At 66.5% G+C, this 13903-nt stretch carries 13 protein-coding genes and 1 tRNA gene; 7 read left to right on the forward strand and 7 right to left on the reverse strand.

Going from position 1 to position 13903, the window contains the following annotated elements; all coding sequences use genetic code 11:
* Positions 1-17 precede the first annotated feature (17 nt).
* The 4 genes from CFB45_RS26905 to CFB45_RS26920 all read right to left on the reverse strand — a co-directional run bounded on the left by CFB45_RS26905 (position 18) and on the right by CFB45_RS26920 (position 3278).
* Positions 18-707, reverse strand: a complete 690-nt coding sequence (locus tag CFB45_RS26905; protein WP_089428156.1) for a DUF2848 domain-containing protein — start codon at positions 705-707, stop codon at positions 18-20.
* Positions 708-779: 72 nt separating this feature from the next.
* On the reverse strand, positions 780-1166 hold the full coding sequence (locus CFB45_RS26910) for a hypothetical protein (RefSeq protein ID WP_011356002.1): 387 nt from the start codon (positions 1164-1166) through the stop codon (positions 780-782).
* A 48-nt stretch (positions 1167-1214) separates the two neighbouring features.
* Positions 1215-2693, reverse strand: a complete 1479-nt coding sequence (locus CFB45_RS26915) for a 4-hydroxyphenylacetate 3-hydroxylase family protein (protein ID WP_089428157.1) — start codon at positions 2691-2693, stop codon at positions 1215-1217.
* A 36-nt stretch (positions 2694-2729) separates the two neighbouring features.
* On the reverse strand, positions 2730-3278 hold the full coding sequence (locus CFB45_RS26920) for a flavin reductase family protein (protein WP_089428158.1): 549 nt from the start codon (positions 3276-3278) through the stop codon (positions 2730-2732).
* 255 nt (positions 3279-3533) lie between these two features.
* Here CFB45_RS26920 and CFB45_RS26925 point away from each other — a divergent pair, with 255 nt between their 5' ends.
* Positions 3534-4745 carry an IscS subfamily cysteine desulfurase gene (locus tag CFB45_RS26925; protein WP_089428159.1) on the forward strand — a complete coding sequence of 404 codons (1212 nt, stop codon included), beginning with the start codon at positions 3534-3536 and terminating at the stop codon, positions 4743-4745.
* Positions 4746-4803: 58 nt separating this feature from the next.
* On the opposite strand, the gene CFB45_RS26930 is transcribed toward CFB45_RS26925, so the two are convergent.
* Positions 4804-5346 carry a MarR family winged helix-turn-helix transcriptional regulator gene (locus CFB45_RS26930; RefSeq protein ID WP_069252868.1) on the reverse strand — a complete coding sequence of 181 codons (543 nt, stop codon included), beginning with the start codon at positions 5344-5346 and terminating at the stop codon, positions 4804-4806.
* 128 nt (positions 5347-5474) lie between these two features.
* On the opposite strand from CFB45_RS26930, the gene CFB45_RS26935 reads away from it, so the two are divergent.
* The gene (locus tag CFB45_RS26935; RefSeq protein WP_089428160.1) at positions 5475-6062 is read left to right on the forward strand and encodes a nuclear transport factor 2 family protein; all 588 of its coding nucleotides are present in this window, start codon (positions 5475-5477) and stop codon (positions 6060-6062) included.
* Between the two features lie 67 nt (positions 6063-6129).
* Here CFB45_RS26935 and rtcR read toward each other — a convergent pair whose 3' ends face one another.
* Entirely contained in the window at positions 6130-7746 is a 1617-nt protein-coding gene (rtcR, locus tag CFB45_RS26940) for an RNA repair transcriptional activator RtcR (RefSeq protein ID WP_089428161.1), read from the reverse strand.
* A 336-nt stretch (positions 7747-8082) separates the two neighbouring features.
* Here rtcR and CFB45_RS26945 point away from each other — a divergent pair.
* The 5 genes from CFB45_RS26945 (at position 8083) to CFB45_RS26965 (ending at position 13125) form a co-directional block, all read left to right on the forward strand.
* A tRNA-Cys gene (locus tag CFB45_RS26945) sits at positions 8083-8153 on the forward strand.
* Between the two features lie 258 nt (positions 8154-8411).
* Positions 8412-9551: a slipin family protein gene (locus CFB45_RS26950; protein ID WP_089429163.1), complete on the forward strand. Its 1140-nt coding sequence runs from the start codon at positions 8412-8414 to the stop codon at positions 9549-9551.
* 62 nt (positions 9552-9613) lie between these two features.
* Positions 9614-10837, forward strand: a complete 1224-nt coding sequence (locus CFB45_RS26955; RefSeq protein ID WP_089429164.1) for an RtcB family protein — start codon at positions 9614-9616, stop codon at positions 10835-10837.
* A 55-nt stretch (positions 10838-10892) separates the two neighbouring features.
* A complete protein-coding gene (locus CFB45_RS26960; RefSeq protein ID WP_089428162.1) occupies positions 10893-11705 on the forward strand; it encodes a nucleotidyltransferase domain-containing protein in 813 nt (270 codons plus the stop codon).
* A gap of 259 nt (positions 11706-11964) precedes the next feature.
* The gene (locus CFB45_RS26965) at positions 11965-13125 is read left to right on the forward strand and encodes a DUF1176 domain-containing protein (protein WP_256978368.1); all 1161 of its coding nucleotides are present in this window, start codon (positions 11965-11967) and stop codon (positions 13123-13125) included.
* 9 nt (positions 13126-13134) lie between these two features.
* Here CFB45_RS26965 and CFB45_RS26970 read toward each other — a convergent pair whose 3' ends face one another.
* Positions 13135-13803 (reverse strand): O-methyltransferase, encoded by a 669-nt coding sequence (locus CFB45_RS26970; RefSeq protein ID WP_089428163.1) that lies wholly within the window; start codon positions 13801-13803, stop codon positions 13135-13137.
* Positions 13804-13903 lie beyond the last annotated feature (100 nt).

The following is a 13903-nucleotide window of genomic DNA, read 5'->3' on the forward strand; positions in this document are numbered from 1 at the left end:
CGTGCGCTGCTACCGCGTCAACCCGCCACGGGCAGCGTGTCCACCACATACACATGCCGCAATGTGCGCCCCAGCACCGGATCTTCCAGCTCGACCTCGAACCGCTCGGCCGGCCGGATGCCGCCGATCGCCGCAAGCGTGCCGCACAGCATCGCGGTGCCGTCGACGAAGCGGCCGTCGTGGCGTGCGAACTGCGCGAGCAGGTCGTCGGGCGCGCGCATCGCGGTCACCTTGCCCTCCTGATACAGCACGCGCTCGCCGTCGATCGTCGCGTACGCGCGCAGCACGAGCTGATCCCAGTGCCCGGCCACGTCGTCGAACTTCCACAGCGTGTTCGCGCACGGCTTGCCGCACATCTGCTTCGACACCGTGATCCCGTAGGTCTCGACTTCACGGTCGGTATGGTCGGACGCGATGCCCACGAAGGTCTCGCCGCCGTCGCGCAGCAGCACGAATTCCGCTTCGCCGCTGCTCTGCCCGCCCGATACCTGGATCGCGGGCGACGGATCGAGGCGATCGGCCGCGACGCGGTAGAACACGGGCGTCGTCGCCGGGCGCTTGACGCCGAGTTCCTCCAGTTCGCGGATGTGCTGCTCCATGGCGACCGTGTCGCGGCCGGTCCAGCCCGCGATCACGAGCGTGTCGATCGCGATCGCGCGCTCGGTGCGGCCGTCGCGACCGTCGATCGCGAACGTGATGGTTTTCATCGAATGCTCCTCGTGGCGGGCAGCGCACGCGCTGCGCGCTGCCGCCCGCCGTGTGTCGTGGATCGGCCGGGCTTACGCCGGGTCGTAGTAGTGGATCTCCAGCAGCACGCAGCCGCCGTTCGACTTGAACGGGCCGTGCCATGCGCCGGGCGGACGCACCGCGTACGTGTAGCCCTTGAACGGCGTACCGCCGTTGCCGTGCTCGTCGTTGCCGACGGTCAGGTCGCCCTCGACGAGAAACACCTCTTCCCAGTAGTCGTGCACGAACGGCTTCTTCGTATGCAGCCCGGCCGGCAGGCGCAACAGGCGCGTGCGGCTGCCGCGCTTGCGCTCGGTGTCGAGCGCGCCGGACAGGATCAGCTCCTGCGCGCCGGACGCGGGGTCATAGCCTTCCGGCAGCCGCCAGTCGCGCTGCATGTCCAGCGTATGGAATTCGTCGTGAAGCTTGTTGATGGCCATCTGTCTCTCCTGTGGCGATAGCGGATGAATCGGATGCAAGGCGACGCGTCAGGCGGCGCGCGGCGTCGACAGTTCCTGGTTCAGCGAATAGCTGCCGAGCATCGAATCGACGAGATGCGACGCGCGCTGCCAGTCGTACGTGCGATACGCGTGCCCCTTCGTGACGAACGACGCGCCCGCATAGAACAGCTCGTACTGGTTGTGGCGCGAGGCGAATTCGGAGCCGACCGCATCCCACGCGAGCTTGAAGAACTTCACGCGCTCCTCCGACGAACACACGGGCGATTTCTGTGTTTTCTCGATGATGCGCAGCAGGTCGGGATTCTCGAAATCGCGCACGCTGGACGGCAGCATGATCATTCCGCCGCCGGCGAGCTCGCGCAGCGTGTTGAGCACCTTCGAATAGAGCTGCTGCGTGACGACCTGCGAGCCGTACAGCATGTTGCGGTCGGGCACGTAGAAACCGTTGACGACGTTGCCCTTCGCTTCCATCCCGTAGACCCACGCCTCGACCATCGACGCTTCGGCCGCGAGCTGGCCCAGCGTTTCGCGCACCTGCGGGAACGTATTCGTGCCGTTGACCTCGGAAATCTTCAACCCGAGCCCGACGAGGAAGCGCAGCTTCGTCATCAGCCGCACCTGGCACTGGTAGTTCTGGTACACGTGCGCGGGCGTCGCGTGGAACTGCTTCGCGCACATCGCCGTATTGCCGGCGACGAAGATCCGTTCCCACGGCACCTTCACGTCGTCGAAATACAGCACCGCGTCGTTCTCGTCGAAGCGGCTCGACAGCGGGTTGTCGAACACCGACGTCGCGTTCTCCTCGTACGACTTGCGCGACAGGATCTTCATGCCCTTCGCGTTCATCGGCACCGCGAACGACAGCGCGTACATCTCGTCGCCTTCGCGCAGCGGCTGGATGCAGCTGCAGAACACCTCGTTCGCCATGATCCCGCTCGTCGCGAGCATCTTCGCGCCGCGCACCGTGATGCCTTCGGCATCCTGATCGACGATGCCGACCGCGAGGTACTTGTCCTCCTGCTCGTGTGCGGACTTCGACTGGTTCGCCTGCGGATTCACGATCACGTAGGTCAGGAACAGGTCGTTGTCGCGCGCATGGCGGTAGTAGTCGCGCAGCGCGCCCGCTCGCGCCGGATCGTATTGCTCGAACACGTCGGCGCCCATGAACATGCCGGAAAGACAGGATGCGACGTGATCCGGCGAACGCCCCATGAAGCCATAGTGCAGCTCCGACCACGCTTCCAGCGCGGCACGGCGCTCGACGAGTTCGTCATAGGACGTCGGCAGTTGCCAGATCCGGCTGACGCGGTTGCCCGAGTCGGGCGAGACGAACGTCATCTTCTCGACGTTCTCGTCGCGCGCCTGGTAGTCGTACAGGCTCGCGTAGCTGCGGATCGAATTGCGGAATGCCGCGTGCGCGGTCACGTCGCCGACCGGCTGGCCGTTCAGGTAGACCTGCCGCCCGTCACGCAGCGACGCGATGTGCTGAGTCCCGTTCTTGATCATGGTGTCCTCCAGGGTGGAATGAAACGTGGATTGCATTCAGGCAGACGGCGCGTGCATGCCGTCGAGCGTGCGGTAGCGGCCGCCGAAGAAGATCAGCGGGCGCCCTTCCGAACGCGCGCAGTGCCGCGTCACGCGGCCGACGAAGATCACGTGATCGCCGCCGTCGTACTGCGCATAGGGTTCGCATTCGAATGTCGCGAGCGCGTCGGGCAGCAGCACCGCGCCATCGTCGTCGGCTGCGTCCGCACGCCAGCCCCACTTGTCGCCGTTCGCCTTCGCGAAGCAGTTCGACAGGTGCTGCTGCGTCTCGTCGAGCACGTTGACCGCATAGCCTTCCGCGCCGGCCAGGTCGCCGAGGCTCAGGCTGCGACGGTCGACCGAGAACAGGATCAGCGGCGGATCCAGCGACACCGAATTGAACGACGCGACCGTGATGCCGATCGGCATCCCCTCCTTGCGCGGTGCGGTAATCACCGCGACGCCCGTCGCGAACATCGACAGCGCCGTGCGAAAGCGCCGCTGCTCGTCGGCGCCCGCGCCGGTTCCGGCATGGTTCTCGCTCATCTCGTCCTCCTTGGGTTGCATCGCCGGATTCCGCAGTGGAATCCGGCCCAACAAATCACCGTTATTTAGCTTTGTTATTTAGCTTTTATTAAATGTAAACACAAAGGCGGGTTCAAGTTGTCGTAAACCCTGAACTTGAAAGCTTTGTTTGAAAGACAACCCTACTGGCGGGATGGATGTTGCGCGACGTCCGGGAATGTCCACGTACACTGCGGCTACCCTGTTCCCCGGTGCTTTCGGGCACCGCGGGAGACACCGTCTTCCGGAGCCGCATCGATGCAATCCCGTCCGATCTACATGGACTACAGCGCGACGACGCCCGTCGATCCGCGCGTGGTCGACAAAATGGTGCCGTTCCTGCACGAGCAGTTCGGCAACCCGGCGTCACGCAGCCACAGCTACGGCTGGGCGGCCGAGCAGGCCGTCGAGGAAGCGCGCGCGCACGTCGCCGCACTGCTCGGCGCCGACCCGCGCGAAATCGTGTGGACGTCCGGCGCGACCGAGGGCAACAACCTCGCGATCAAGGGTGCCGCGCACTTCTACCAGGGCAAGGGCAAGCACCTCGTCACGGTGAAGACCGAGCACAAGGCCGTACTCGATACGTGTCGCGAACTCGAACGCCAGGGCTTCGACGTCACGTATCTCGACGTGCGGGAAGACGGCCTGCTCGATCTCGATGCCGTGCAGCAGGCGCTGCGCGCCGACACGATCCTGGTGTCGGTGATGCTCGCGAACAATGAAACGGGCGTGATCCAGCCGGTGGCGGAGATCGGTGCGCTGTGCCGTGCGCGCGGCATCGTGTTCCATTGCGACGCGGTGCAGGCGGCCGGCAAGATTCCGGTCGACGTGAATGCATTGAACGTCGACCTGCTGACGGTGACCGCACACAAGGTCTACGGCCCGAAGGGAATCGGCGCGCTGTACGTGCGCCGCAAGCCGCGCGTGCGGATCGAAGCGCAGATGCACGGCGGCGGCCATGAGCGCGGGATGCGTTCGGGCACGCTGCCGACGCACCAGATCGTCGGGATGGGCGAGGCGTTCCGGCTCGCGAAGGAAGAGATGGCGGAAGAAAGCCGTCGTGTCGGCGCCTTGCGCGACCGGTTGCTGGCCGGCCTGTCGACACTCGACGAGGTTTACGTGAACGGCGATCTCACCCGCCGGATTCCGCACAACCTGAACGTCAGCTTCAATTTCGTCGAAGGCGAGTCGCTGATCATGGGAATCAAGGGCGTCGCGGTGTCGTCAGGCTCCGCGTGCACGTCGGCATCGCTGGAGCCGTCGTACGTGCTGCGCGCGCTGGGCCGCAGCGACGAGCTCGCGCACAGCTCGATCCGCTTCACGCTCGGCCGCTTCACGACCGAAGCCGAAGTCGACAGCGTGATCGCGCAGGTGCGCGACACGGTCGGCAAGCTGCGTGCGCTGAGCCCGCTGTGGGACATGCATCTCGAAGGGGTCGACCTGAATACGATCGAGTGGGCCGCGCACTGAGCGCAGTCGATGCGTCAGGCCGGCCGGCGAGCGCGGGCGGGCCCGCGGCTCGCGCGCGTCAGCCTTTCTCCTGGCGCGCGATCAGGTGGGCGAGATCGAGCGTCGCGCGGTCGCCATTGGTGACGAGGCGGTCGATCACCGAGCAGAGCGCCTTGAATTCGGTCTTCGTCACGCCCTCGAACAGCACGTTGTTGATGCGCTGCTGCGTATCGGCGAACGCCTTCAGCAGCTTCGAGCCGGCCGGCGTGACCGTGAGCCGCATCTTGCGCTTGTCGTCGGGGTCGGAGCGTTTGTCGATCAGGCCGAGCTTCTTCAGCTTGCCGGTCTCGATCGTGACGAATGCGCCGCTCAGGTGCAGGTGATCGGCGAGGCGATTGACGGTCACGACATCGTCGTGCGACAGATGCGAAACCGAGACGAGCAGCGAATACTGGATGCCGGTGAGGCCGATCAGCGAGCCGAAGCCGTCGCGCACCGACAGCAGGCGGGCCGCGAACGGCAGCAGCCCGTTGATCAGATGGCGAAATTCCGTGTCCGTGCCGTCGATCAGGCAGGCCGGGTTGGTAATGGTCAGAACGGACTCCTCTTGCTGCTTGGCCATGACTTCGACGCTCCGTACGGTCATGCGAATTTAGCTTTGAAACGAAATTATACGTTAAAGGCACATCCGTCCCTGGCCTGGCCCGGCCGGCGAATGTGTCCCGATTTCCCGATACAGGAGGCGCGTCCATGCCCTTTCCGCTTCATCCCGCAACGGTTCGCGCGCTGCTCGAGTGCTATCTGCGCGCGAAAGACCTGAACCGCCCCGCGCTGATCGCCGACTGCTTCGCGGCCGATGCCGAGCTGAGCTTTTCGCTCGCGAACGACGACATCGATTTTCCGCCGCGCGTGACGGGCGCGGCTGCGATTGCGCGCACGCTGGTCGAGGAATTCGGCGAGCGGTTCGAACGGTGCCGGACCTATTACGTTTGCACGGCGCCCGAAGTCGACTCAGAGAGTGCCAGCGAGATGTCGTGGCTCGTCGTGATGCGTCAGCAGGACAACGGCGCGTTGCGGATCGGGCATGGCACGTACCGCTGGCAGTTCGCGGGCAACGGCGAAAGCGACCACGCCGCGCGGATTGCCGCGCTGCATATTCACATCGAACGGATGGATACGATCGATGATCCGCAGTCGGTGAAGCTCGATGCACTGCATGCGGCGTTCGGCTATCCGTGGCTACCGGCGCACGCATTCGCGCGCGGGCTCGCGGATGTGGCGGCTGCGCAGCCGGAGTGGGCATTCCTCGCGCCGTTTCACGAGGCAGCGGCGGCGTAACCCTTCCCGCTCAATGGCCGCGTGCCGCGCGCTCCAGCTGCACGCGGCACCCGCGCCGCCGTACGCGTCACGCTCCGTCAAGCGCCTGCCGCACCCCGTCCCAATCCAGCCCGAATCGCGCCAGATACTTGCGCAGCCGGTCCGCATCGTTCGGCTGCTTCTTGCTCTGCCGCGACACCGCGAACAGCGTGCGTCCCGCCTCCGACAAGCTTGCCGACATGCGGCACACGTCCAGCACGCGTTCGAGCTGCGCACGGTCGAACAGGTCGAGTTCTTCCGCACGCGCACCGAACACCGCATCGACGCATGCATCGGACGCACCCGCGCCGCCCGGCGACGACCACGTGCGCGTCAGCCGTTCGACTTCCTGCTCGGCGAGCGCTTCGGTAATCCGCCCCGCATCGGCCAGCGTCGCCATCCGCGTGACCGACGCGGACAGCTCACGGAAGTTGCCGGCCCACGCCGCGCGCGGCGACGCAGCGAACGCGAGATAACGCCGCTTCGCCTCGACGTTGAACCGCACCTGCTCGCCCTGCTCGCGGCCGAAACGGTCGAGTTCGAATTCGAGGTTCGGCTCGATGTCCTCGCGCCGCTCGGCCAGCCCCGGCAGTTCGTACGTCCACAGGTTGATCCGCGCGTAGAGATCCTCGCGGAACGTGCCGGCCGCCACCATCTGCCGCAGGTCGCGGTGCGTGCCCGCGATCAGCTCGAAATCGCTGGTCGCCTCGACGTCCGCGCCGACCGGCAGGAAGCGCTTCTCCTCGATCGCCTTCAGCAGCATCGCCTGTTCGTCGAGCCCGAGTTCGCCGATCTCGTCGAGAAACAGCAGCCCGCCGTCCGCCGCGCGCAGCAGCCCGGCCCGCGCCGACTGCGCGCCCGTGAACGCGCCCTTCACGTGACCGAACAGCGTCGACATCGCCGCGTCGCCGCGCAGCGTCGCGCAGTTGATCTCGATGAACGGCCCCGCGAGCCGATGGCGGCCGCGCTTCAGCTCGTACACGCGCTTCGCGAGAAACGACTTGCCGGCGCCCGTCGGCCCGACCAGCAGCATCGGCGCGCGCGAACGCACGGCCACGCGCTCCAGTTGCTCGATCAGCGCGTTGAAGCGCGCGTTGCGCGTCGCGATGCCGGCCTTCAGGAACGACACCGTTTCGTCGCGTTCGCGCGTGAAGCGCTGCGCGATGCGGTTGTAGCGCGACAGGTCGAGATCGATCACCGACATCGTGCCGGGCCCGCTCGGTCCTTCGTCGGTCTTCTGCGGCGGCGCCGTCTGCGCGAGACGCGCAGGCAGGTAGCGCGCCTCCGCCAGCAGGAACCAGCAGATCTGCGCGACGTGCGTGCCCGTCGTGATGTGGATCAGGTAGTCCTCGCGGTCGAGATCGAACGGGTACGCGCGCGCGAAATCGTGCAGCGTGGCGTAGACCTCCTCGAAATCCCACGGATCGCGAATCTCCATCGGGATCAGCCGCACGTCGGTGTGCGGCGACACACGCTCGAGATCCTGCTTCACGCGGTTCGCGAGCCGCGCGTAGTTTGGCGAGTGCAACAGTTCGAGCCGGTCGATCGGCGTGTCGCGCTGCTCGCACAGCGAAATCGTCGGCCGCCAGTTGCGCCAGCGGCGCTGCGAGCCGCCGCCCTGGTCGAGCACGGTACCGAGAAAACCGATCGCAACAGTCTTTCGCATGTTTATCTCATAGGATAAGAAGCGATCCGATTGTATCGAATATTCCGGATCGAGCCACCATCGGAGATTCAAGCCTCACCTGCCGCTTGAAATAATTTTCCCTTTTACTTCAATGGCTTGAGATTTTTCTCGAGCATCGAGTCACCCGCTGGCACGCTCCTCGCTAAATAGAAAGCGCCGGATGTCCCGCTGGCCCACGAGTCAGGGTTCACAAAGCCCTGCTGGTGCGCCGCCGCCGAACCTCGTTCGTCGCGGCAGCGCATGTCGCCATGGGCAGACGAAGGCAAACGGGCGCGTACTGGAACTTCGCCCGGGTTCGAGTCCCAGGGCGCCCTCCGTTCGGAAGCTCATAGGTAGAGCAGCCGGCGCAAGCCGGTGTGTAGCGGGTTCGAATCCCGCTCGAACACTGTCCGCAAGGACAGTCTCTTGATAGAAGCAGTACCCGCCGGTGCGGGCCGCAAGGCCCGCCGCGCGTCGGACCGGTTGCGGATCCGCGCGATCGGCCGGACGGCCGCACGGCCCGCGCGAACGTGCACGACGACGCGATGCAGGATGCGTCGCCGTGCACGTCGACGCCGGGCCAGCGCGCCGCCCGCCCGGTTGCGTCGCCCCGCGATCCGCACGATGCGTGTCACCCGGCGGTCATTGAAGAAAAGGACAAGAATATGTGGATGCGACATGTTGTGAAAAAGAACGAACGCGCGCTGCTGATGAACGAGGGCGATTTCGTGAAGGTGCTGGAACCGGGCGTGTTCAAGGCCTTCGATCCGTTCAAGCGCCTGTCGGTGCAGACCGCGCGCCTCGACGCGCCGCTCGCCGATGCGGCACTGGCCGATTACCTGCGTCACGACGCGCCGGACGTGCTCGCGCAGCACTTCGTCGCGATGGACCTCGCCGACGATGAAGCGGGCCTGCGCTACGAAGACGACGTGCTCGTCGAGATCCTGGCGCCGGGCACGCGCCGGCTGTACTGGCGCGGCCTGACCGCGCACCGCCTCGAACGCGTCGATCTCGCGCAGGACAGCCTGCTGCCGGCCGCGCTCGTGAAGCGCATCGCGCAACCGGCGCTGCGTGCACGCGGCGTGGCGGGCCTGACGGGCGTGCTGCTGGCGCAGGTGCCGGCGTACCACGTCGGCGTGCTGAAGATCGACGGCAAGATCGAGCGGTTGCTGGACGCGGGCGTAGCGGCGTTCTGGCGCTTCAACCGCGACGTCGCGGTCGAGCTCGTCGACCTGCGTTTGCAGGCGATCGAAGTCGGCGGACAGGAAATCCTGACGCGCGACAAGGTCGCGCTGCGGCTGAACCTGTCGGCGACGTGGTGCTATGCGGACGTGCTGCACGCGTTCGGCCAGCTGCAGAAGCCGGTCGAGCACCTGTATCGCGAGCTGCAGTTCGCACTGCGATCGGCCGTCGGCACGCGCTCGCTCGACGAACTGCTGGAAGACAAGCAGTCGATCGACGACGTCGTGATCACGCAGGTGCGTGCCCGTCTCGAGCATTCCGGCGTGGACGTGCGCAGCGTCGGCGTGAAGGATATCGTGCTGCCGGGCGACATGAAGACGATCCTCGCGCAGGTGGTCGAAGCGGAGAAATCCGCGCAGGCGAACGTGATTCGCCGCCGCGAGGAAACGGCGGCCACGCGTTCGCTGTTGAACACCGCGAAGGTGATGGAAGAAAACCCGACCGCGCTGCGGCTCAAGGAGCTGGAAACGCTCGAGCGCGTCGCGGAACGGATCGACCGCATCTCGGTGTTCGGCGGTCTCGACCAGGTGCTGAACGGACTCGTCAGCATCAAGGGCGCGTAATGAATGGACAGGCACGGCGCACACGCGCCGTGCCTCATGAACAAAGCAGCAAGGTGATGAACATGAGTGAAATGGATTATCAGGTCATGGAACTGGCGAACGGCAAGCCGGTGAAGATGTGGACGCAAGGCGTGGCCGTTGAAGACGAGGCGCGCGCCCAACTGCGCAACACCGCGCAGATGCCGTTCATCTTCAGCCACGTCGCGGTGATGCCCGACGTCCACCTCGGCAAGGGCTCGACGATCGGCAGCGTGATCCCGACGAAGGGCGCGATCATTCCGGCCGCGGTCGGCGTCGACATCGGCTGCGGGATGATGGCCGCGCGCACGACGCTGACGGCGTCCGACCTGCCGGATTCGCTGGCGGGGCTGCGCAGCGCGATCGAACGCGCGGTGCCGCACGGCCGCGCGCCGGGCCGCCGCGATCCGGGCGCGTGGGGCGACCGCACGCCGGCCGCCGTGACCGAATCGTGGAAGGCGCTGCAACCGGGCTTCCAGCGGATCGTCGACAAGTATCCGAAGCTGGAAAAGACGAACCACTACGCGCATCTCGGCACGCTCGGCACCGGCAACCACTTCATCGAAGTGTGCGTCGACGAAGCGGACCACGTGTGGTTCATGCTGCACAGCGGCTCGCGCGGCGTCGGCAATGCGATCGGCAGCCTGTTCATCGAACTCGCACAGGCCGACATGCGGCAGCACATCGCGAACCTGCCGGATCGCAACCTCGCGTATTTCACCGAGGGCAGCCGGCACTTCGACGACTACGTCGAAGCGGTCGGCTGGGCGCAGGACTACGCGCGCCGCAACCGGCAGGCGATGATGGACGCAGTAATCGGTGCAGCACGCGGCGTGATCGCCAAGCCGTTCGCGGTCGACGAACACGCGGTGAACTGCCACCACAACTACGTGCAGCGCGAACGCCACTTCGGCGAAGACGTGCTCGTGACGCGCAAGGGTGCGGTGTCGGCGCAGAAGGGGCAGCTCGGGATCATTCCGGGCTCGATGGGGGCGAAGAGCTTCATCGTGCGCGGGCTCGGCAACCCGGACAGCTTCTGTTCGTGCAGCCACGGCGCGGGCCGGACGATGAGCCGCACCGAAGCGAAGCGCCGCTTCACCGTCGACGACCAGGTGAAGGCAACCCAGGGCGTCGAATGCCGGAAGGACTCGGGCGTCGTCGACGAAATCCCGATGGCCTACAAGGACATCGACGCGGTGATGGCGGCCCAGCGCAGCCTCGTCGAAGTGGTGCATACGCTGCGCCAGGTGGTGTGCGTGAAAGGATAGCGCGGTGCGCGGCCGATGGCCGGCGGCCGCGCACCACGAAAGGGAAACGACAACAATGAAAACGGAAAAAATGACGACCGTGCGCAGCGCGCATCCGGTCGATCCGACCGTGCGGGCGCGTGTGATGGCGGAGCTCGCGGAAGTCGAGCGCCGCCACGACGTGAGCGTGCTGTTCGCGTGCGAATCGGGCAGCCGCGGCTGGGGGTTCGCATCGCCGGACAGCGACTACGACGTGCGCTTCGTGTACGCGCACCGGCGCGACTGGTACCTGAGCGTCGAGCCGCAACGCGACGTGATCGAACGGCCGCTCGACGACGAGCTCGACGTCAGCGGCTGGGAGTTGCGCAAGGCACTGCAACTGCTGCGCCGCTCGAACCCGACGCTGCTCGAATGGCTCGACTCGCCCGTCGTGTATCGCGAAGACGCGCGCTGGGCGCCGCGGCTCAGGTCGCTCGCGTCGGCGTTCTTCTCGCCGGTGCGCGGGCGTCACCACTACCTCGCGATGGCGAAGAAGAACTTTCGCGGCTATCTGCAAGGCGACACGGTGCGTTACAAGAAGTACCTGTACGTGCTGCGGCCGCTGCTCGCGGTGCGCTGGATCGACATGGGGCTCGGGATGCCGCCGATGCGCTTCGTGGATCTCGTCGACGGCACCGTGCACGAGCCGGCGGTGCGCGCGGAACTCGACGCCTTGCTCGCGCTGAAGATGAGCGCGAACGAAAGCGAGTACGGGCCGCGCCGGCCGGCGATCCACGCGCTCGTCGAGACGATGCTCGCCGATGCCGAACACGATCGCGAATACAAGCGGCCGTGGGGCGACGTGGCGATGCTCGATGCGTTCCTGCGCGACGTGGTCGACGGTCGATGAAAAGTGAACGGCGCGATGCCTTCGGGTGTCGCGCCGTTTTCCGCATCCGCACTCGTCCGATCAATGCAGGCCCGCAATGAACGTGCCCGCACGTTACGCGTCGCCGTCGCGATTGCAGCCCATTGCGGCGGTATACTCGATGCCGTTCGCCAAAGCGCGCCGCCGCATGCGCCGCAGCCTTCGACCTGCCCCGCTTGCTGACGATGCGCTTGCAGCCCGACGTCTTCCGCCCGCCCATCCACAGTCGATACGAACCGTCATGTCGCACCGCCTTTCGCTCGCCATCGCCGCCCTCCTCGCCGTTTCCCCGATCGTTGCCCAGGCTCGCCCGCTCGCGCGGCCGCCGGTCGAGCGCGATTTCAAGAACTGGTCAGTCGTCTGCGACAACGGCAACCGCTGCATTGCCGAAAGCCACGCCGACGATATCGACGACGCCCGCGCCCGCCTCATCCTGCGCGTGACGCGCGATGCCGGCCCCGATGCTCAAGCATCGCTCGACCTCTACGCGACAGTGCCGCTGGACCTGCGCACCGCACGCGTCGACGGCCGGCCGTTCGATGCGGCTCCCGCACAATGGCAGGCGTCCGGCGACAAGAATGACGACGCGCCCTCGTACTGGACGCGTGCCCGGATGCGGACCAGCGATCCGGCAACGGTTGCCGCCTGGCTCGCCGCGACGCGCAACGGGCAACTGCTGAGCTTCGGCGATCCCGCGTCGGCCCGTGCCGCCCGCACGCCGCTGTCGGGATTGAGCGCCGCGCTGCTGCTGATCGACGACACGCAGGGCCGCGTCGGCACGGTCACGGCGCTGCTGCGCCCCGGCACCCGGCCCGCGTCGTCGGTGCCGGCCGCACCGGTACTCCCGCCCGCCGTCGTGCCGGCGCCGCTGCCGGCCGCCGCCGTGTCGGCCGCCGAACAGGGCCCGCTCGTCGACGCGGTGCTCGCGAAATTCGGCAGCGACGTGAAGCAATGTGCGGCCGACGTCGAAGACGAAATGTCCGCCAGCGATCGCAGGAAGGCGTCGTCCGCCTTCGCGATCTCCGCCGACGAGGCGCTCGTCTCGATTCCGTGCCAGACCAGCAGCCTGTATAACCACACCGGCCTGTGGTATCGCGTGCGACGGACGGCACCGTTCATGCCGACGGCGATGAATTTCGGCGAGAACGCGAATGCGGGACTCGATTCGGCATCCTTCGCGAACGAACTGACCGACGCCGGCTACGCGACGATCGGCGCGATGCTGTCGAGCAAGGTCAGGCTGCGCAGTGCCGGCGATTGCGGCTCGACCGCAACGTGGATCTTCGACGGCCGGCACTTCGTGCTCAGCGATATCGCCACGCACGGCACGTGCAACGGCCTGTTCGACGATCAGTGGCCACGCCTGTATCGACGGGCCGATGCGGCAGCCAGCCCGCGCTGACGCACCACGTCACGCGCCGACGATCGAGATCGAGAACCCGTCCCAGCCCTTCTGCCCGACCGTCTGCACGGCCGTGGTCGTGACGTTCGGGGCCGCCGCGAGACGCGCGAACCCGTCGCGCACGCCGACCACGTCGGGTTCGTGATTGTCCGGATCGGCCACGCGCCCGCCGCGCACGACGTTGTCGACGACGATCACCGTGCCGGGCCGCGACAGCTTCAGCGCCGCGTCGAGATAGACCGGGTTGTTGTCCTTGTCGGCATCGATGAAGATGAAATCGAACGGCGCTTCGCCCGCGCCGATGAGCCGCGCGAGGCTGTCCTTCGCGCTGCCGACCACCACCGTCACGACTTCCGCGAACCCGGCACGCGCGATGTTCTGCGTCGCGACCTTCGCATGCTCCGGATTCAGTTCGAGCGTCACGAGCGCGCCGCCCGGCGGCAACGCGCGCGCGAGCCAGATCGTGCTGTAGCCGCCGAGCGTGCCGACCTCGAGAATCCGCCGTGCGCCGCGGATCGTCGCGAGCAGTTGCAGCAGCTTGCCCTGGTTCGGCGCGACGTTGATCGCGGGCAGCCCCGCGGCGTCGCTCGCCGCGAGCGCGGCGTCGAGCACGTCGTCGGACGGCACGAGCGTCGCGGAGAAATACGCATCCACCTGGTTCCAATGATCCTGATTCATCGAGCGCCCCTTGTTTGCGGAACAGGCATTTTATGCGCCGCCCTGCCATAAGCAACAAACCATTCGTTCTAAGGACAGTTGCGCACGTGCTCCTATAATC

Source organism: Burkholderia sp. HI2500, assembly GCF_002223055.1.
Taxonomy (GTDB): Bacteria; Pseudomonadota; Gammaproteobacteria; order Burkholderiales; family Burkholderiaceae; genus Burkholderia.